Origin of the sequence: Thermoleptolyngbya sichuanensis A183, assembly GCF_013177315.1 — a bacterium.
Taxonomy (GTDB): Bacteria; Cyanobacteriota; Cyanobacteriia; order Elainellales; family Elainellaceae; genus Thermoleptolyngbya; species Thermoleptolyngbya sichuanensis.
Genome location: NZ_CP053661.1, coordinates 226343 through 243723, shown reverse-complemented (window position 1 = coordinate 243723; position 17381 = coordinate 226343). Strand labels below are relative to the sequence as shown.

Annotated in this window: 15 protein-coding genes and 1 pseudogene; 9 read left to right on the top strand and 7 right to left on the bottom strand. The window is 56.8% G+C overall.

Annotation, left to right across the window (positions count from 1 at the left end; all coding sequences use genetic code 11):
* The first annotated feature begins 217 nt into the window (after positions 1-217).
* Positions 218-1630, top strand: coding sequence for a tRNA uridine-5-carboxymethylaminomethyl(34) synthesis GTPase MnmE (gene mnmE / locus HPC62_RS01090; protein ID WP_172353373.1), 1413 nt, complete (start codon positions 218-220; stop codon positions 1628-1630).
* Positions 1631-1914: 284 nt separating this feature from the next.
* Here mnmE and HPC62_RS01085 read toward each other — a convergent pair whose 3' ends face one another.
* Complete coding sequence (locus HPC62_RS01085) at positions 1915-3651, bottom strand: hypothetical protein (protein ID WP_172353372.1); 1737 nt, start codon at positions 3649-3651, stop codon at positions 1915-1917.
* A 227-nt stretch (positions 3652-3878) separates the two neighbouring features.
* On the bottom strand, positions 3879-5207 hold the full coding sequence (gene glmU, locus HPC62_RS01080) for a bifunctional UDP-N-acetylglucosamine diphosphorylase/glucosamine-1-phosphate N-acetyltransferase GlmU (protein ID WP_390819790.1): 1329 nt from the start codon (positions 5205-5207) through the stop codon (positions 3879-3881).
* A 79-nt stretch (positions 5208-5286) separates the two neighbouring features.
* Here glmU and HPC62_RS01075 point away from each other — a divergent pair, with 79 nt between their 5' ends.
* Positions 5287-5589 (top strand): hypothetical protein, encoded by a 303-nt coding sequence (locus HPC62_RS01075; protein ID WP_172353370.1) that lies wholly within the window; start codon positions 5287-5289, stop codon positions 5587-5589.
* Between the two features lie 36 nt (positions 5590-5625).
* Complete coding sequence (locus tag HPC62_RS01070; protein ID WP_172358712.1) at positions 5626-7947, top strand: Tex family protein; 2322 nt, start codon at positions 5626-5628, stop codon at positions 7945-7947.
* Positions 7948-8018: 71 nt separating this feature from the next.
* Here HPC62_RS01070 and HPC62_RS01065 read toward each other — a convergent pair whose 3' ends face one another.
* Both HPC62_RS01065 and HPC62_RS01060 read right to left on the bottom strand, forming a co-directional pair.
* A complete protein-coding gene (locus tag HPC62_RS01065) occupies positions 8019-8624 on the bottom strand; it encodes an acyl carrier protein phosphodiesterase (protein WP_172353369.1) in 606 nt (201 codons plus the stop codon).
* Positions 8621-9526 carry a DMT family transporter gene (locus HPC62_RS01060; RefSeq protein ID WP_172353368.1) on the bottom strand — a complete coding sequence of 302 codons (906 nt, stop codon included), beginning with the start codon at positions 9524-9526 and terminating at the stop codon, positions 8621-8623. The genes HPC62_RS01065 and HPC62_RS01060 overlap by 4 nt, the downstream gene beginning before the upstream one ends.
* A gap of 146 nt (positions 9527-9672) precedes the next feature.
* Between HPC62_RS01060 and HPC62_RS01055 the strand changes: the two genes are divergently transcribed.
* The 3 genes and pseudogenes from HPC62_RS01055 to HPC62_RS01045 all read left to right on the top strand — a co-directional run bounded on the left by HPC62_RS01055 (position 9673) and on the right by HPC62_RS01045 (position 12816).
* Complete coding sequence (locus tag HPC62_RS01055; RefSeq protein WP_172353367.1) at positions 9673-10467, top strand: RecB family exonuclease; 795 nt, start codon at positions 9673-9675, stop codon at positions 10465-10467.
* Positions 10468-10696: 229 nt separating this feature from the next.
* Entirely contained in the window at positions 10697-11827 is a 1131-nt protein-coding gene (gene cobT, locus HPC62_RS01050; protein WP_172353366.1) for a nicotinate mononucleotide-dependent phosphoribosyltransferase CobT, read from the top strand.
* 284 nt (positions 11828-12111) lie between these two features.
* Positions 12112-12816 (top strand): annotated as a pseudogene (locus HPC62_RS01045) (Uma2 family endonuclease).
* Positions 12817-12877: 61 nt separating this feature from the next.
* On the opposite strand, the gene HPC62_RS01040 reads toward HPC62_RS01045, so the two are convergent.
* A complete protein-coding gene (locus tag HPC62_RS01040; protein ID WP_172353365.1) occupies positions 12878-13093 on the bottom strand; it encodes a DUF4278 domain-containing protein in 216 nt (71 codons plus the stop codon).
* Between the two features lie 189 nt (positions 13094-13282).
* On the bottom strand, positions 13283-14503 hold the full coding sequence (locus tag HPC62_RS01035) for an MFS transporter (protein ID WP_172353364.1): 1221 nt from the start codon (positions 14501-14503) through the stop codon (positions 13283-13285).
* A gap of 331 nt (positions 14504-14834) precedes the next feature.
* Here HPC62_RS01035 and HPC62_RS01030 point away from each other — a divergent pair, with 331 nt between their 5' ends.
* Positions 14835-15287, top strand: a complete 453-nt coding sequence (locus HPC62_RS01030) for a VOC family protein (protein ID WP_172353363.1) — start codon at positions 14835-14837, stop codon at positions 15285-15287.
* A complete protein-coding gene (locus tag HPC62_RS01025) occupies positions 15250-15522 on the top strand; it encodes a hypothetical protein (protein ID WP_172353362.1) in 273 nt (90 codons plus the stop codon). Before HPC62_RS01030 ends, HPC62_RS01025 begins: the two co-directional genes overlap by 38 nt.
* 93 nt (positions 15523-15615) lie before the next feature.
* Here HPC62_RS01025 and HPC62_RS01020 read toward each other — a convergent pair whose 3' ends face one another.
* Complete coding sequence (locus HPC62_RS01020) at positions 15616-15990, bottom strand: hypothetical protein (RefSeq protein ID WP_172353361.1); 375 nt, start codon at positions 15988-15990, stop codon at positions 15616-15618.
* A gap of 718 nt (positions 15991-16708) precedes the next feature.
* Here HPC62_RS01020 and HPC62_RS01015 point away from each other — a divergent pair.
* The gene (locus HPC62_RS01015) at positions 16709-17356 is read left to right on the top strand and encodes a phycobiliprotein lyase (RefSeq protein WP_172353360.1); all 648 of its coding nucleotides are present in this window, start codon (positions 16709-16711) and stop codon (positions 17354-17356) included.
* The last annotated feature ends 25 nt before the right edge of the window (positions 17357-17381 follow it).

Sequence of the window (17381 nt, the reverse complement as noted above, 5' to 3'; positions counted from 1 at the left end):
AGTCCAATAGCAAGAGAATTTGGACGTTTATGGTGCGATCGCCCTCTAAAAGCGAACTTTAGGGGTGATGTCATTGCATCCGGTTGCCGATGGGGGCCAAGCTGCCGATAGGGGGCGAGTAGCGCATCACAGCGGTTCATCACAGGTTAATCCACCCATTTGCGCGTTTGGGGGCGAGTGCCAGTAGATTGAAGAGAGCGTCCCTTGATTTCACGTCATGACGGCTCCTGCTCTGAAACAAGACACCATCGCGGCGATCGCCACAGCAATCGTTCCTGCTCAAGGCAGCGTGGGCATTGTGCGCCTGTCGGGGGCTGAGGCCGTGGCGATCGCCCGTATCCTATTCCACGCGCCAGGGCGACAGGTGTGGGACAGCCACCGCATTCTCTACGGCCATGTGCGCCAGCCCCAAACCCAGACGGTGATTGACGAGGCGCTGCTGTTGCTGATGCTGGCTCCGCGCTCCTACACCCGTGAAGACGTGGTGGAGTTTCACTGTCACGGCGGCATGATGGCGGTGCAGCAGGTGTTGCAGGCTTGCCTGGACTGTGGGGCGCGGCTGGCAGAGCCGGGAGAATTCACGCTGCGGGCCTTTCTCAACGGGCGCATTGATCTAACGCAAGCTGAGAGCATTGCCGATCTAGTGGGAGCGCGATCGCCCCAAGCGGCCCAATCTGCTCTCGCCGGCCTGCAAGGAAAGCTTGCCCAGCCCATCCGCCAGCTTCGGGCTATCTGCCTCGATATTCTGTCCGAAGTGGAAGCCCGTATCGACTTTGAAGACGACCTGCCACCGCTGGATGAAGCCCTGATCAAAACCCAACTGTCGCAAGTTCTCGCCCAAGTGACGGCGCTCCTCGACACGGCAGACCGGGGCGAACTGTTGCGGAGCGGGCTAAAAGTGGCGATTGTCGGTCGCCCAAATGTCGGCAAATCTAGCCTGCTGAATGCCTGGAGCCGGAGCGATCGCGCTATTGTGACAGCGCTTCCGGGGACGACCCGCGACGTGGTTGAATCGCAGCTCGTGGTCGGCGGCATCCCCATCCAGGTGCTTGACACCGCTGGCATCCGCGAGGCCGAAGATGTGGTTGAGCAAATTGGGGTCGCGCGATCGCGCCAGGCCGCCCAAGCCGCCGATCTGGTGTTGCTCACCATCGACGCTGCCCAGGGCTGGACGGACGCAGACCAGGAAATCTATGAGCAGGTCAAGGGGCGATCGCTAATTTTGGTGGTGAACAAGGTTGATCTGGTGGCTGGGAATGGCGGTGTGGCGGCGTGGGGAAGCGATGGCGCTGTCCCACCTCCTCCGCTCGCTTTGCCAACGGTGTACACTGCTGCCGCCCAAAATCACGGCATCGAAGCCCTGGAGCAAGCAATTCTGACCATTGCCCAGGCCGGCAAGCTGACGGCTGCGAACCTCGACCTAGCCATCAACCAGCGCCAGTCTGCCGCGCTCACCCGCGCCAAAACTGCCCTCCAGCACGTGCAAGACACCATTGCTCAGCAGCTCCCGCTGGACTTTTGGAGTATTGACCTACGGAGCGCCATCCAGTCTTTGGGTGAAATCACGGGCGAAGATGTGACCGAATCTGTCCTCGATCGCATCTTTAGCCGCTTTTGCATTGGTAAGTGAGATTGATTTTGGAGTTTGGGTTTTGGAGTTTGGGTTTTGGATTCTGGATTTGCGATTTTGGATCGCCGGTCAATCGTCTGTGGGGCTTCCAAGAATTTCAGCCGCAGCGTCACGCTTGCGGCTCATTTCCAGTGTCCTGCGGCAATCCAAAGTTCCTGAAACGCCTACTGTTCAGCCTACTGTCCAGCCTACTTAGGACTTACGCACTTGCGATAAATTTCCCAGGTTCTGAACGATTTCTCGCGGGCGCAGCCCGCGAGAAATCGTCCAACTGCTTAGCCCTACTACTGTCCAACCGTTTGCACCGGGGGCATGGGCTGTCCCTGCATCTGCTGCATAATGTGCTGCTGGAGCATTTGCTGTTGCAGGAGTTGTCGCTGGGACATGGGTTGTTGGCGCAGGGGTTGTTGTCGCAGGGGTTGTTGGAGCATTTGCTGCTGCATCATCCGCTGTTGCGCCATCTGCTGCTGGGCCATTTGGTATTGCGCCATTTGCTGGGGAGAGAGCGCCTGCGGTCGAATCTGTTGCGGAACTGGCTGTGGGATCGGTTGTGGAATGGCTTGCGGGGCGATCGCCTGCATGGGCTGCGCGACGGGCTGGGTGTCGGGCGCGGCAGAGGGGTCTGCAATTTGGAGCATGGGCTGGGCGGGCTGATTGGCGGCCTGGGCGATCGCTGCTTCTAGGTCAGTTTTGATCTTCTCTACCCGTGGCTCATACAGCGCTAACAGGCGTTCTGCTTCAAACATGGCGCTGGTGTTGGGTGGCACCTGCTGCAACCGCGCCAGGCCTGCTTCCCAGGTGGCGACTACTGCTTCGGACAGGTCAGGGCGCTTCTGACGAATGGCGTGCTGCTGCCGCTCCCAGGCTAGCTTGAACAACTGCTTGGCTTCGCTGAGGCGCTGTCCGGCTGCCTCTTCTTGCTGAAGCCGGGCTTGCACTAAGGCTAGCTGATCTCGGTAGTCTTGGAGTTTGGCGGTGGCTGTCGCATAAAACGGGCTGGCAACGGGTACAGCCTCAAGCTGCTGAATCGCGGCTTCCCACTGGTTCCGAATCAACTGCCAGGTCTGGAGGTTGAGAACCGGAGCCTCGCTGGCCTGGGTAGCGGCGATCGCCCACTGCTCGGCTTGCCTCAACCCATTCAGCACCTCGTTTTGCTGCTGATATTGCTGGCGCAATTCATTGGATGTTGACCGATGGCGCGACCAAATGGGTACGGTGTCCAGCAGGTCGATCGCCCCAGTGAGGTACTGCTGGGCGGCGGTCAGGTCGGGCGCAGCAGGAGCCTGTGTCACGACGGTAAACGACTTGCTGCCCAGAGATTTTGCCGTTTCCAACTGGGGGCACGCGCCGAAGGTGCAGGGCTGCGTCAGCACGTAGCTGCCCAGAGCCAGCCCGACGGCTCCAATGCCCGCTATCAGAAGGCGATGATCTGCTCCTGCCTCGACACTCTTCTGAGGATTTTGGTGAGGAGTCTGGGCAGATTTGGGGGCTTGTGGAACCGCTTTTTGAACAGCTTGAACAGATTGAACAGGGGGTCTGCTGGTGGTTGGCGGGATCGGCTGAGCCTTGGTGCGGGCAGACGGCGCGACAGATGCAGGCTTGGGAATGGGAATAGTGGCGGGTGGAGCAATTGCCCCGGTTCCCGCAATGGCGCTGGCGGCAACCCCCGATAGCACCGGCTTTGGCGGTGTCTGGTTGAGCGAAAACTGGCGGCGCACGTAGGGCTTGGGCTGACCGACAATCCGCAGGTATAGCCCCACTTGCTGAATCGAGCGGATCTGGAGCGCGTGGATGCGGGCTTCGAGAAGCTGCAACACCTGCCGCGGGTTGAGCGACATATCGGTGCGGTGGTTGCCCACCACCAGCAGGCGATCGCCCTGGAGGGCACAGCGCACCGCAACTGCCAACTGGCGCTGGCGGAAAAAGGCTTCCAGCGTGCGTCCTAGCTCTTCGACAGAGAGGGATAACTCGGCTGCGGACGGGTCGGTCGTGCGATCGCTGGGGGAAAGTGTCGCCTGCATAGTCGCCTGCATTAGGTGGCCTGAATAGGTTGCTTGGATGGGTTGCCTGGAGAAACCCTGTGTTCCTAGCGGAAACTGGTTCTAGTGAAAACAGTGGACAAACCCATGCCAGGGTTTCCACCTGCCACTAGGGCTTATCCAAGGTTTATCCAGGGTTTATACAGATATTCTTCCCAGCGATTGCGCCTCCGGATCATTCACGGCGCAGAATCTTGGGATTCCCTAGCTCAGGGTGCTGCCACATCCGAGACAACCGTGAGCCGCCAGCCCGGTTTCACCACCTGCCGCGATCGGGCGATCGCCAGACAATCGTCCGGCAAATCTTCGGTGATCACCGATCCAGCGGCAATGGTCACATCGGCTCCCACCGTCACAGGCGCAACCAAGACGCTGTTTGACCCAGTTTTTGTGCGATCGCCAATGACCGTCGGATGCTTCTTTACGCCGTCGTAGTTAGCGGTGATCGTCCCTGCGCCAATGTTCACTTTCGTACCTAGCGTTGCGTCACCCAAATAAGATAAATGCGCGACATTCGTGCGATCGCCCAGCGTAGATTTTTTTAGCTCCACAAAGTTTCCAATGCGGCAGCCGTTGCCTACCTGTACCTGTCCCCGCAGGTGCGCGTAGGGGCCAATGCGGGTGTCTGCTTGCACGGTGCTATCCGACACAACGGAATATAGCACCGTGACGCGATCGCCCAGCGTGCTGTTTTCGATCAGACTACCGGGGCCAATGTGGCTGCCCGCACCAATGGCCGTCTTACCGCGCAGGTGACACTGGGGTTCAATAACGACATCTGAACCAAGGGTGACGGTATCATCAATCGTGATACTGGCCGGGTCAATCAGCGTCACGCCCTGCATCATCCAGGCATTCTTTACTCGCGTTTGCAAAATGTCATAAGCAGCGGACAACTGCCGTCGATCGTTAATCCCCAAGATTTCCTGATAATCGTCTACATCCACAGCCATGACGGGTGACATCATACTCACCACATCTGTCAGATAATATTCCTGCTGATCGTTATCAGCGGTCAGCTTGGGCAGCGCTTCTGCGAGGTCTGCCCAGCGAAAACAGTAGACCCCGGCATTGATGCGGCGGTTTTGCTTTTGGGCAGCCGTACAGTCCCGATCTTCTACAATTTGCGTCACGCGGTTGCTGCCATCGCAAAATACGCGACCATAGCCTTTCGGTTCTGGCAGATGCGCCGTCAGCAGCGTAGCCGCGTTGCCTGCTGAGCGATGGGTGTCCAGCAGGTTCTTCAGCGTTTCCGGGCGCAGCAGCGGTACGTCGCCATTCAGCACCAGCACATCGCCTGCAAAGCCGTCGAGATGGGGAATGATCTGCTGCACCGCATGGCCAGTGCCCAACTGTTCCCGCTGCTCTACAAACTCCACCCCTGCAATCGCGCTGAGAGCCTTCTGCACGCGATCGCCCCCATAGCCTACAATCACCAACTGGCGATCGGGCCGCACCGCTGCCAAACTGTCCAACACCCGCTCGACGAGCGATCGCCCGCCCAAATCATGCAGCACCTTCGGAAGGTCTGACTTCATTCGCGTTCCCCGTCCTGCTGCCAAAATTGCTACCGCTAACATGCTGCCTAGCTTTCTGTAGTCTCTGCTTGTCACCTGTGTGATTCAGCCTTCATCAACTGGAATCCAGCTTCCCAATCCCACAGTGGGAGTATACCGCGCTTCGGTCGGTGTATTTCTCGGCGTATTTCTGAGAACTCCCTCAAGCACTATTGAGGAGACAGATGAGGAGACAGACGACCTGAATCACGCTGTGTCGATCTGGCTCTCGACAGACCGCAAAAGCGCGATCGCCCAGAGTCGGTGCTTCCAGATGAGGGCGATCGCCCTACTGCCAAACCCCCAATCCAAAATCCCCAATCCAAAATCCCCACTCCTGCCTCTGTTCAAGACTTCGGTATAGTGAAAAATGCACGTTGCGTTTCTCCACGGTTCACCCATGATCGACATTCCCAAACTGCTCGCCCAGGAGCTATCGCTCAAGCCGTTTCAGGTGGAAAATGCGCTGGCGCTGTTTGCAGAAGGGGCGACCATTCCCTTTGTGGCGCGATATCGCAAGGAGCGCACGGGCGAACTGAACGAGATTCAGCTCAGGGATCTGGCCGATCGCCATGCCTACCTAACGGAACTGGAGGAACGCAAGCAGACGGTGCTAAAGGCGATCGCCGACCAGGGCAAACTCACCGACGATCTCCAGGCGCAAATCGAGCAGTGCTTATCGAAAACCGAGCTAGAAGACCTGTACTTGCCCTATCGCCCCAAGCGCCGCACCCGAGCCACCATTGCCCGTGAGAAAGGGCTAGAGCCGTTAGCCCAGTGGATTGAGTCGTTGAATCAGCCCAACGCGCCCCAGGCAGATTTAGCTGTCGAAGCCGCGAAATACGTCGATGGGGACAAAGGCGTGAAAACGGCCCACGAGGCTTTGCAGGGCGCGTCGGACATCCTGGCAGAGGCAGTGGCCGACCGGGCAGAACTGCGATCGCACCTGCGACAATTTTTCCTAAATTCCGGCAGCTTCGAGTCGCGCATCAAGCCCGACTTTCCAGAGGGTACGACCAAGTTCGAGATGTATCGTACCTACACCGCACCTGTGAGTAAGATCCAGCCGCACAACCTATTGGCGCTGCTGCGGGGCGAAGGCGAAGAGGTTTTGACGCTGGCGCTGACGTTTGACGAGGACGAAGTGCAGAGCTACCTGGAACGCGAGGTGATTCGCACCAAGGCCAAGCCCGTGCGCGAGTTTTATCAAGCGATGCTGCGGGATGCCTTTGCGCGGCTGATGAAAACGTCCCTGATCAGCGAAGTGATTGCCGAGAAGAAGCAGTGGGCCGATATCGAGTCGATTAAAACCTTTGAGGCAAATCTGCGGGAACTGCTGCTGGCGGCTCCAGCGGGCATGAAGCCGACGCTGGCTATTGACCCCGGCTTTCGCACAGGCTGTAAGGTGGCGGTGATTGACCAGACGGGTAAGTTTCTGGAATATCAGACCATCTTTCCCCACACGGGCGAGGGGCAGCGGGAAAAAGCAGGGCGATCGCTCCTTGACCTGATTCGCAAATACCAGATTGAGCTAATCGCCATTGGCAACGGCACCGCTAGCCGCGAAACGGATACGTTTGTGAATGAAGTGGTGAAGTCGCTTGATCACAAACCCGTGAAAGTAATTGTGAACGAAGCTGGCGCATCGATTTACTCTGCTAGTCAAGTGGCGATCGCCGAATTTCCCGACCTGGATCTGACCGTGCGTGGAGCCGTCAGCATCGGCCGCCGATTGCAAGATCCCCTAGCAGAACTGGTGAAGATCGACCCCAAGTCTATCGGCGTTGGGCAATATCAGCATGATGTGGATCAAAAGCTGCTCAAGAAAAAGCTGGATGAAACGGTCGAAAGTTGCGTCAACTACGTAGGCGTAGACCTGAATACTGCGTCAAAAGAACTGCTGAGCTACGTCTCCGGCATTTCCAGCGCTGTTGCCAACAATATCGTGCAATATCGCAACCAAAACGGCGCGTTTCGCAATCGCCGCGAACTGCTAAAAGTCTCTAAACTGGGCCCCAAAGCGTTTGAGCAGGCAGCCGGATTTCTCCGCATCCGCAATGGCGATAATCCGTTGGACAATACGGCCGTCCATCCTGAAAGTTACGGTGTTGTAGAGGCGATCGCCAAGGATCTCGGCATCCCGCTAGATCAAGTGACCAAGGCAGGAGAACGGCTGAAAACCCTCTCTCTCCAGCGTTACGTTACCGACACCATCGGCGAACCTACCCTGCGCGACATCCTTGCAGAGTTAGAAAAACCTGGCCGCGACCCGCGTGCCCAATTCACCTACGCCACCTTTCGCGAAGATATTCAGGAAATCGGCGATCTCAAGGTCGGCATGACGCTCGAAGGCGTGATCACCAACGTCGCAAACTTTGGCGCATTTGTGGATATCGGCGTTCATCAAGACGGTCTAATTCACATCTCGCAGCTAGCCGATCGGTTTGTCAAAGACCCGAAAGACGTAGTGAAAGTGGGGCAGATCGTCACCGTGCGCGTGCTGGAGGTGAACGAAGCGCTGAAGCGCATTAGCCTGTCGATGCGTTCCGAGGTAAACGACAAGGCAACCCAGCAAACTGAGCGATCGCAGGAGAGCGCTAAATCCCAAAGGCCGAAGCCCGTTGCCCAGTCCAGCAAACCCCATCTCTCAGCTTCGGGCGATCGCCCCTCCACAGCAGCAACGCTAGACGACTTGAAAGCGAAATTCGGCCGCAAGCGGTAGACCATACCTGAAAGCCCCTGTCCTAGCCAGATTCGCCCGGTCTGATAGGTACGGATTCAATTTTTCATTGCTCAGAAACCAGAGCCTTTGGCAACCAGGATTGCAACCTGATTGTAGACATAGACCTTGAGCGCCGGGAAAAATTGGTGAAATTCTTGCTCTAGGGCAGAGTAATGATGGTGCAATACGCAAATGCTAGAGGCGAGGAGGGGCGATCGCCGCGATCGCGCTGCCATGCGCTCCAAAATCATCTCGATACCCGATACTTGCCGATAGGCAGTTAGCCAGTCGCCTGTCACCATAAACGGCAGCGCCCACTGGAGCGACGGCGGCAGCAGCGCTTGATAGTGCTGCAAGTCGGCGTAGACCCCCTGCACAAACTCTTCCAGCGTCCCTACCCCATAGGTTTGCCAGTGAACCGCTAGGAAATGGTCGTAGAACACATCCACCAGCACCCCCGCCAGTCGGCAGTAGGGCGGCTCTACCCGCGCCTTGCTCTGGCGGACGATAGGGTGGCAATCGGTGTAGGTGTCGATCTGGCGATGGAGCGCAATGCCCCGCTGAATCGTGGAATGGAGCGATCGCACGTCTGCTCCTTTGAGGAAGTCGCCCGCCAGGTTGCCGAGACGGGCCAGCGGGTCGGGTTCGGAGAGCAGCAGGTGGGCGAGGTAGTTCATGTTCTAGAGCGCAATTGGCTCAGCAGCGTGGCCGCCAAAATCACCCCACCCCCTAGCCAGCCGCGCAGGCCCCAGCGTTCGCCCAGCCACCAGAAGGCAAACAGCGACGCAAAGACGGGTTCTAGCGTGTAGAGAATAGCGGCTTCGGTGGCGGAGAGGTGGCGCTGGGCGCTGGCCTGAGTCCATGTGGTGAGGGCGGTGGCGAAGAGTCCTAGGTACAGCACCACGGCGGCGCTGACGATGAGGGCGGCGGTTTGCGAAGCGATGTGCGGGGCGGCCCACAGTAGACTCAGGAGGGCGATCGCCACCACTTGCACCGTCGTCAAGGCTGTCGCGCTGTAGCGCTGCACAATTCGCTCCATTCGCAGAATATACACCGCCCAGCAGGCCGCGCAGAGCAGCACCCACAGATCGCCCACCCCCAGTGCCCCACCCTCCCAGGACAACAGCCCTACGCCAGCCAGCGCCAGCCCTGCGGCGATCGCCACCCGTATCGAAATCTTGCGCCCCAGCAGCCGCGCAAAAATCGGCACCAAAATCACATTCAGGCTGGTAATGAACGCGGCCCGATTGGCCGGAGCCGTTTCCAGCCCGATTGCCTGCGTCAAAACTGCACTAAACATGAGGACGCTCACCCCGATGCCGTCCAGAATCAGTCCTTTGCTGAGGTGCGATGAGGGGCCCACTGGAGCGACTGCCAGCGACACGGGACGCAGGCGCATTCCAACAACGGGCAAGAGGGCGATCGCCGCCACCACAAACCGCGCCATCACTAGCACCGACGGCGATAGCGTCCCCAGCGAAGTCTTAATCAGCGGAAAGGTAGAACCCCAGATGACATTTGATAGCACCAGAATAAAAATGCTCCACTGCCGAGCCGTTACCTTTGGCATCCTTGGCATGACCAACGAACTCCCCCCTCTACCCCTACCCTACCTCCTCTACTCTATCCCTAGTGCATCCGAACTCTACCTAAAATCCATATCTAGTGTCACCATATAAAAACCCTCTGGGTCTGTTGAGTTTCTGTTGCATTTCTACAGTCCGCATGACCTACTCGCTCTCCGCTGCCAAGCTGCAAAGCTACTACCGCTGTCCACTCGCCTACTACTTTCGCTATGAGCGTAAGCTGCCGGGGGCGGCGTTTTTTAGCTCCGCAGCGCTGGGAACGTCGCTGCATCAGGCGCTGGCTCAGATTTACGACGACTGGCATTATCAAGACCCGATTCCCCGCTTGGACTGGGTGGAATATTGCTGGAATCAGCACAGCAGCGGACTCACGCCAACTCAGGTGAGCGAAGGTCGGCGCATCCTGCAACGCTACTATAACGGCTTTATTGCAAATCAAAGCGCAATTCGGCGGCCGCTAGGGGTAGAAGGGCGCATTCAGGGGACGCTGCGGGTGCAGGATTTAGAATTTACGCTGTCGGGTCGCTATGACCGAATCGACTGGCTGGAGGACGGGCTGGAGCTAATCGACTATAAATCCAGCAAGGATAGTGAGGCGCTATTGCCCGATGAAATCGATTTGCAAATTGGGTTATATTACTTGGCACTGGAGCAGCGCTATCAAAAGCACCTGAAGCAACTTAGCTTATTGTATCTGCGGACAGGCGAGAAGGTTAGCTACACAGTCACGCCCGACCATCGCCAGCAGGTGGAGTCGATTATCGGCGAACTAGCGCTGCAATTGCGGCAAGACCGTTCCTGGACTCCGTTTCCGGGTGAACAGTGCGATCGCTGCGCCTATGCCCGCTATTGCCCCGCCGCCCGCGCCAATCCCGAACCGCTGCCCGAAGAGGCCCAGCCAGAGCGGGGGTTGCAGCTTGTGCTAAGCCTGTGAGGTCTCAGCACAGGTTAGGAATGGCTGCACTTCCTGCCCGGTGTCTCTGAAAAGCACAGGGGGAGTCCTGCCTTCTCAGTTTCCTCCGGGGAGAGCAAGTTGCACTTCCTGCCCGGTGTCTCTGAAAAGCACAGCCTGTGGCCGTAAGCTAAAAGCAGGGCAGAAGTTCTGGGTAGCCTTCCGAAATCACCAATCCTAAAATCTAAAATTCAAAATTGGTTCAGAGCCTATGACCTTGGGCGTTGAGTTGACCTGGCCGCGCTGCTACGGAAACATCGCGCAGGGCGATCGCTGGCTTCGGCAGTTTCAGGGAGCGCGATCGCAGTTTGCCTGCGTGCTGGGGTTTACCGAGACGGGTCTGATTCCGGGCATTTCCGCTGCGGGAGCTACACCCGCCGATCGAGAATGGACGGCGATCGCCGATGCCGAATTTCTCTACCACGGGCCTCAGCCCAATCCCCAGTTTCCGCTGCCACCCCTGACGGCGGGCGCATCGCCAACGCTGATTTCGCGGGCGGTAGTAGAAGGCTTTCACGTGCCGCTGCATTTGCTCAATGCCGGACTGCGCCATGCGCCGACCGTTCCCTGCATCGACCTAGGCGGCACGCCGGCCCGCTGCGTATCGACTGGTGCGGCGCTGGATTTACCAACGGTGCTGCGGCTGCTGCAAGCGGGACTAGACTGGGGCGCTCGCCTCGCTCAAGCACAACCCGATGCTTACTTGCTGATTGGCGAATGCGTCGTCGGCGGCACGACTACAGCCCTTTCCTTACTTACTGGACTGGGCTGGGCCGCCGCAGGTAAGGTCAACAGCAGCCATCCTGCCTGCAACCATGCCCAAAAGTGGAATATCGTATCCGCTGGATTAAGTCGGGCATTGGAACAGGGAACGCTCGCACCAGATAATCCCGACCCGCTAGCTGTGGTGGCGGCCGTGGGCGACCCGATGCAGATTGCCGTCGCAGGGATGGCGATCGCCGCTAGTCGAGTCACCGGAGTCTTGCTGGCAGGCGGTACGCAAATGCTAGCGGTCTACGCGCTGATGCGATCGCTCCAGCACCATCATGGGCTAGACTGGCCCGCAGAACGGGTAGCAGTGGGCACGACGCGCTGGGTGGCCGAAGACCCCACAGGCGACACAGCAGGACTCGCCGCTGACCTGAATGCGCCGCTGCTGGCCACGCCGCTGAGCTTTGCCGCCTCGCGCTATGCTAGCCTGCGGGCCTACGAGCAGGGCTATGTCAAAGAAGGAGTGGGAGCCGGGGGATGTGCGATCGCCGCTCACCTGCTGGGCTGGCACAATGCCGACTTGCTCAGCGCCGTGGAATCCCTGCTGCACCGCGCCGGAAAAGCAACCTAGAATAAGGAATCAACCCATTCGTCAAGGCACTGACATACTTGAGACAGCAACCTTACTGCCCTCATCCCCCAACCCCTTCTCCTTGCTTGGGAGAAGGAGAGCTAGACATAGGTTTGAAGTTCCTCTCCCAGAGCGGGAGAGGGATTTAGGGTGAGGGCTGAAATTGCTGCGTGAAGTATATTAGTGCCTTCGTCAAGGCTAGATTGCCAGAGTCGATCTGCCCGCTTGACACGTTTTTGAACCCTGGTTGGAACGTCTCCTGGAACTAGCCCTGGAATTGCCCTATGTATGCTGTCATTTCCCGTGAAAAGATACACCTCCCTCCCGGTAGCGTGGTGCGGATGCCCGGAACCTGGCAAGACTATTGCGCCCTGCGCGAAAGCCGGAGCGATGGCTCTATCCCCCGCATCAAGTTTCGTAATGGAGAAATCTTGCTGATGAGTCCTTTACCCCGCCACGGCCGCGAAGCCAATATTCTGGCAGGTGTTGTTAAAGTTCTCCTGGATAGCGAAGAGCGCAACTACAAGGCCTTTACGCCCATTACGATGAATATTCCTGAATCGGGTGCGATTGAACCCGACTATTGCTTCTATATCGACCACTGGCAGGCGGCAGCAGGCAAAGACCGCATCAATTGGCAACCTGATCCACCGCCTGACCTAGTAATCGAAATTGACGTGACCACCTACACCGCTGCCGAGGATTACGCGCCCTATAGCGTCCCCGAAGTGTGGCTATTCAAAAAAGGCGGCCTAAAGATTTACGCCTTTTCCAACACGGTATACCTGCGTAAACTCCTCTAGTGGCTATTCAAAAAAGGCGGCCTAAAGATTTACGCCCTGCAAGCGGAAAGCTATGAACTGCAATCCCACAGCCGCTATTTTCCGACAATTGACTTACCTGCATTATTGACTCAGGTTCTGGAGGCTGCTGCGACGCAGGGGACGGGTGCTGCGCTGCGAAGCCTGCGTCAACAGATGGTCGGCTAACGGTTGCTATTGCTCCTCTTGCAGAGGGTTAATTTAGGACGTTTGGATTCGCTTTTGGTGACTATAGAGCAATGCTCTTCGCCCGCCTGAGCGGCATCACCAGCACTGGACGATAGCTTACACCGCGATATCTCAAGTTGATAAACGGCTGGATCGGCATGACAGACGAGTAATATAGCGTCATGGGGATACCGCGATAGCTGCCTTTGATCGTTTTAGTGGTGGGGAGTTTTGTGCAGGGCGTGTAGCGAATGCCGCGATAGGTCAGTTGCATCATGGGTGTCCTTGGTGTGAAATGGGGGCTTTGATGTCTCTGTTATAGGGCGATCGCCCCTAGAGGCGCGATATAGAAAAGTTATGGAATTTCGCCAACCTTAACTCTGCTTAACTTTTCAACTCTGTATTTAGCTGGCAAAAGGGGTGAATCACATCTTGAATTATGATTGGAATGTTGGGGTGATGTGTTCTAGATTCGCTCAATCGGTCTAGAGAACTGGCGAAATGCAAGTCCGCTGATGCTGCAACCCAGTCCCCCCAGCATCAGAAACAGAACGCTTAGCGGAAAGATCTGAGACAGCGGCTGAACCCCTGCTCCACCCAAGGTCATACCGCTATCAAACCCCGCCAGGAAAACGCTGTAGACTCGCCCTCGCACTGTGAGCGGTGCTGCAAAGGACACGATGGAAGACAGCACCGGGAAGAGCGAGCCGAATCCCAAGCCGTATACGACTGACCAGAGGAGCAGCAAGGTGGGGGCGATCGCCACGCCCACCAGCCCTACCCCAGAACACAGAATTCCCACACTCACCACCCAGCGCGGCGACACGCGGTTGCCCCAGCGCCCCAGCGCAAACCGCACCAACACCGCCACCAGCGCGTTTAGGCTATAAAATACGGCCGCGTCGGACACCAGCAGCGGCAAAAACGTGACCACTGCACCATGCAAAAATGACCCGATGAAGAACAGCAGCGTGGCATCGCGCACCGGAAACTGCAAAATCACGTTCCACGGAAAGGCTGCCTTTTCTGGAGCAAGCTCGCTTGATTTATTTGATTTATTTGATTCGCTTGATTTACTTGAGACGGCAGCGGATGATACCTCTGAACTTGCAGTCGTCTTCCAGGGCAGCGGCAGGGTTAGCACAAATCCCAGCAGCGTCAGCCCCGCCATTGCTCCAATCACGGGCACAAAGCCTGCGCGTGCAAAGGCGATCGCCCCCAGCATTGGCCCTAGCGAAAATCCGATCGTATTCGACATAGCCAGATAGCCCAGCAGCGCCGTGCGGCGATGGGTCGGCACCACATCCACCAGCAGCGTTTGCGAGGCTGTGGCGAAGGCCGCCTGACTGATGCCGTGCAGCACGCGCACCCCCATCAACCAGGCAGGATCGGGCGACCACCCATACAGCGGCAAGACCACCACCATCAGCCCCAGTCCCAGCCAGAGGACTGGCTTCCGTCCCCAGTGATCAATCAGCCAGCCAATCAGCGGACGAAACAGCAGCAGCCCCGCCGCCATCGCCCCAACCACAAACCCCACGCCCGCATCCTGCCAGCGCTGGGTCACATACAGCGGCAGTACCGGAAATAGCACCGTCACTTGAGTAAAATACACCAGCATTCCGGCGCAGATACAAAACGACCAGAGCCAGGTTTTAGGAGAAGATTCGGTCAGACGGTTCAGCAATAACTTTGTTTAATCGAAACAAGGAAACGTAAGGGCCGCAACATGCCGACGGCACTGGTACAAATAAGCAATTGATCTAGCTGTCAGATCTAGCCGCCAGATCCCTAGCCGCCAGATCTAGTCGCCGCTCCTGTAGGTGTATCCCACTTTTGTAACCCTCACCCTAAATCCCTCTCCTAAAGCGGGAGAGGGACTTCCAATCCGGCTCCTCTTCTCCCTTTTTGGGAGAAGGGGCTGGGGGATGAGGGCAAACTTGCATATCTAGGATGCGCCGCTCCTGTATCCCTTATAGCCGCTAAAATGGGGCATTGATCGGGCAGGCAGCCTGGAGATGAACGCAGAACTGGAGCTAGATCATATCTTTGTCTGCATGCCGTCCCTTGCGGCAGATGCCCAGCGCTTGGTGGAGTTTGGGTTGCAGCCGGGGCGATCGCGCATCCATGCGGGCCAGGGTACAGAAGACGTCTGCTTTTTCTTTGACAATGCCTATCTAGAATTGCTGGGGCTTCATGATCAGGCGGAGGTGCGATCGCCCCTTGTGGCCCCACTGCGGCTGTGGGAACGGCTGCACTGGCAGCAAACCGGAGCCTGCCCCTTCGGCATTAGCTTGCGGCTGAAGGCAGGCACACTGGACACGCGGTCTTCGGAAACCTGGAGCTATGCAGCCCCCTTGTTTGCCTTCCGGTGCAACGCTGCCAATCTTTACGCCCCCCGGTGCAGTGGAGTTGCCGCTGTTTTTTTTGCCTGTGGCAGTGATACCTGCCCAATCACCCGCACGTCCTGACCTGCCGCTAGAGCATCTGGGCGATCGCCGTACCCTGGAGCAAGTCTTGCTTCAGCTTCCTGCCGCAATCGCGCTCTACAAAATGCCTTCTCTGCTCAACCACCTAGCACAGATCCAGATTGCGCCCGCTGAATCGCCCAAAAAAACCTTTCACTCGGAGCTAGTTTGGCAAAGCAGCACTGACCCAATTGCTCACACATTCAGTCCTGATTTGCCTCTTTCGATTCGCAGCTAAAAATCTGGAAGTTATGAAATCTGGAAGCTATGTTCTGAACCTATGCTCTGAACCTATGCTCAACAAACGCTCATCCCCAAGCCTAGCTTATCCTCAAGCCTGATGGATGCGCTGAGACAGCAGTTGCTCTTCGAGGGCAGCGATGCGATTATACGCGGCTGTGAGTTGCGCCGTGAGTCGCTGAATTTGCACCTCCGGAGAGAGCGATCGCTCTCCGCTATGGCTATCCGACTCCAGAAAATCGTCATCCGACAGCACGTCTTTATGATCCATTTCTGTTTCTAAGCCATAGCGCTGATTATAGGACTGACGTGCTGAAGTCGTTCCTGAGGACGATCGCTGATTGCGATCGACCAGCAGCACTTCCGAAAAAACTTCTGTGATTCTGTTGCTCAACTGCTCGATAACCTGGTGCAGCGCGTCAACCTTTGCATTCAGCTCGACAATTTGTTCCTGGAAAGAGTCCATAATGACGCCTGTTCCCTTTTACTGAGTATGAGTCTATCTTATGAAAGGCTTGTCTATAGGTTCCGTTTATTCCTGAATCATTTAACGTTTGGAAAATTCATCAATCAAGGGTCTTCCTACGGAGACTCAAGGGTTTCAGCGATTTCTGTGGTCGTAGTCTTGATAACAATTGCCCTTGCCCGCATGAGTTCTAGGCTTAACAGCAACTTGTGCAGAAATGTTTACGCCAGGAGGCGGAAAATCGTCGAATCGCTGACGGGTTTCTCGCTTTAGATTGCCTTAAGAATTGCTGAGAAATCATCAGAAGTATGGTTTAGAAAATATGGCTTAGAAAATATGTAGCGAGTGTGTAGCGAATCCGCAGCTCACATGCGGCGAATATGCAGCGAATATGCGGGAATATTCCTGGAATTCCTCGATTGTGCGCTGATTGTTGAAGATGTTGCATTGAGAATCGAACGGCTTCCTTCGACTTCTTTGCAATTAGAGGCGATCGCCCTTTGTTATCCAATGCCTAGATTCAGCGCCCAGATTCCGTGCCCAGATCCAATGCCCAGATTCCGTGCCTAGATTCAATGTCCAGATGTTCAGTAATATGCCCCTATCTGGGATAGCAGTCCCATTCAGGGTCAGCATTTCAGATTAAACTGAGCCTAAACTGAGCGTTAAATAAGCCTCGAAATTAAGTGTTGAATTTGAATAGTGTGGCTGACCGCGTATGTTGAATTTTCAAGACTTCTTTACAAACTGCGCTGGATTTTGGAAGACGGAACGGATTTATCATTTCCTGCTGAAGGGCGATATTGAACGCTCCTATACAGAGTTTCGGGCAGACTCTCTCGATGCAGCGCAAAAGCAGCAAATTCTCAAAACGGCTTCGCCATCGGGTGAATTGGCTGGAATTCGGCTGGATCTCGATCAGGCGGCCCTGGGTCACAACTGTCCTGGCTTTGCCATTTCCTTTGATACGGAATCGGAACGGGGCGAAAAGGTGTCGATGAGCCTGAAGGCGCTGTTTGTGCCTGATGCACTGGTGCTTCATGCCGACGAGCGCTACCAGGGATTGGCGCTGCCCGCGGCGGCGCAAGTGTCTACGGCTCCAGAGAGCGAGGTGATTCAGGGCTTTTATCTGCGGGATGAGGGCTATTCTGAGGCGGGGGCGATCGCCGGCCGATTTACCTATCAGCCCATTCGCCAGACCCTAGAAATGACGACGTTTTATAGCCGCTCTGTGGCGGTGGATCAAATGCGGTTTATTGCGCCAGACGTGCGGATGCGAACCATTGTCACCTATCAGCGTCCGCCCGCAGGCGAAACGCCGACCGTGATTGACCTGATTGGCTTTGGCGTAGAGCGCAAAAGCTAGACCAAGCAGCATTGCCCAAAGCCAA

Excerpts from the sequence above, each read along its gene's own strand:
- mnmE (WP_172353373.1), top strand. The coding sequence starts at position 218 with ATGACGGCTCCTGCTCTGAAACAAGACACCATCGCGGCGATCGCCACA.
- HPC62_RS01085 (WP_172353372.1), bottom strand. The coding sequence starts at position 3,651 with ATGCAGGCGACACTTTCCCCCAGCGATCGCACGACCGACCCGTCCGCA.
- glmU (WP_390819790.1), bottom strand. The coding sequence starts at position 5,207 with ATGAAGTCAGACCTTCCGAAGGTGCTGCATGATTTGGGCGGGCGATCG.
- HPC62_RS01070 (WP_172358712.1), top strand. The coding sequence starts at position 5,626 with ATGATCGACATTCCCAAACTGCTCGCCCAGGAGCTATCGCTCAAGCCG.
- HPC62_RS01065 (WP_172353369.1), bottom strand. The coding sequence starts at position 8,624 with ATGAACTACCTCGCCCACCTGCTGCTCTCCGAACCCGACCCGCTGGCC.
- HPC62_RS01060 (WP_172353368.1), bottom strand. The coding sequence starts at position 9,526 with ATGCCAAGGATGCCAAAGGTAACGGCTCGGCAGTGGAGCATTTTTATT.
- HPC62_RS01055 (WP_172353367.1), top strand. The coding sequence starts at position 9,673 with ATGACCTACTCGCTCTCCGCTGCCAAGCTGCAAAGCTACTACCGCTGT.
- cobT (WP_172353366.1), top strand. The coding sequence starts at position 10,697 with ATGACCTTGGGCGTTGAGTTGACCTGGCCGCGCTGCTACGGAAACATC.
- HPC62_RS01040 (WP_172353365.1), bottom strand. The coding sequence starts at position 13,093 with ATGATGCAACTGACCTATCGCGGCATTCGCTACACGCCCTGCACAAAA.
- HPC62_RS01030 (WP_172353363.1), top strand. The coding sequence starts at position 14,835 with ATGAACGCAGAACTGGAGCTAGATCATATCTTTGTCTGCATGCCGTCC.
- HPC62_RS01020 (WP_172353361.1), bottom strand. The coding sequence starts at position 15,990 with ATGGACTCTTTCCAGGAACAAATTGTCGAGCTGAATGCAAAGGTTGAC.
- HPC62_RS01015 (WP_172353360.1), top strand. The coding sequence starts at position 16,709 with ATGTTGAATTTTCAAGACTTCTTTACAAACTGCGCTGGATTTTGGAAG.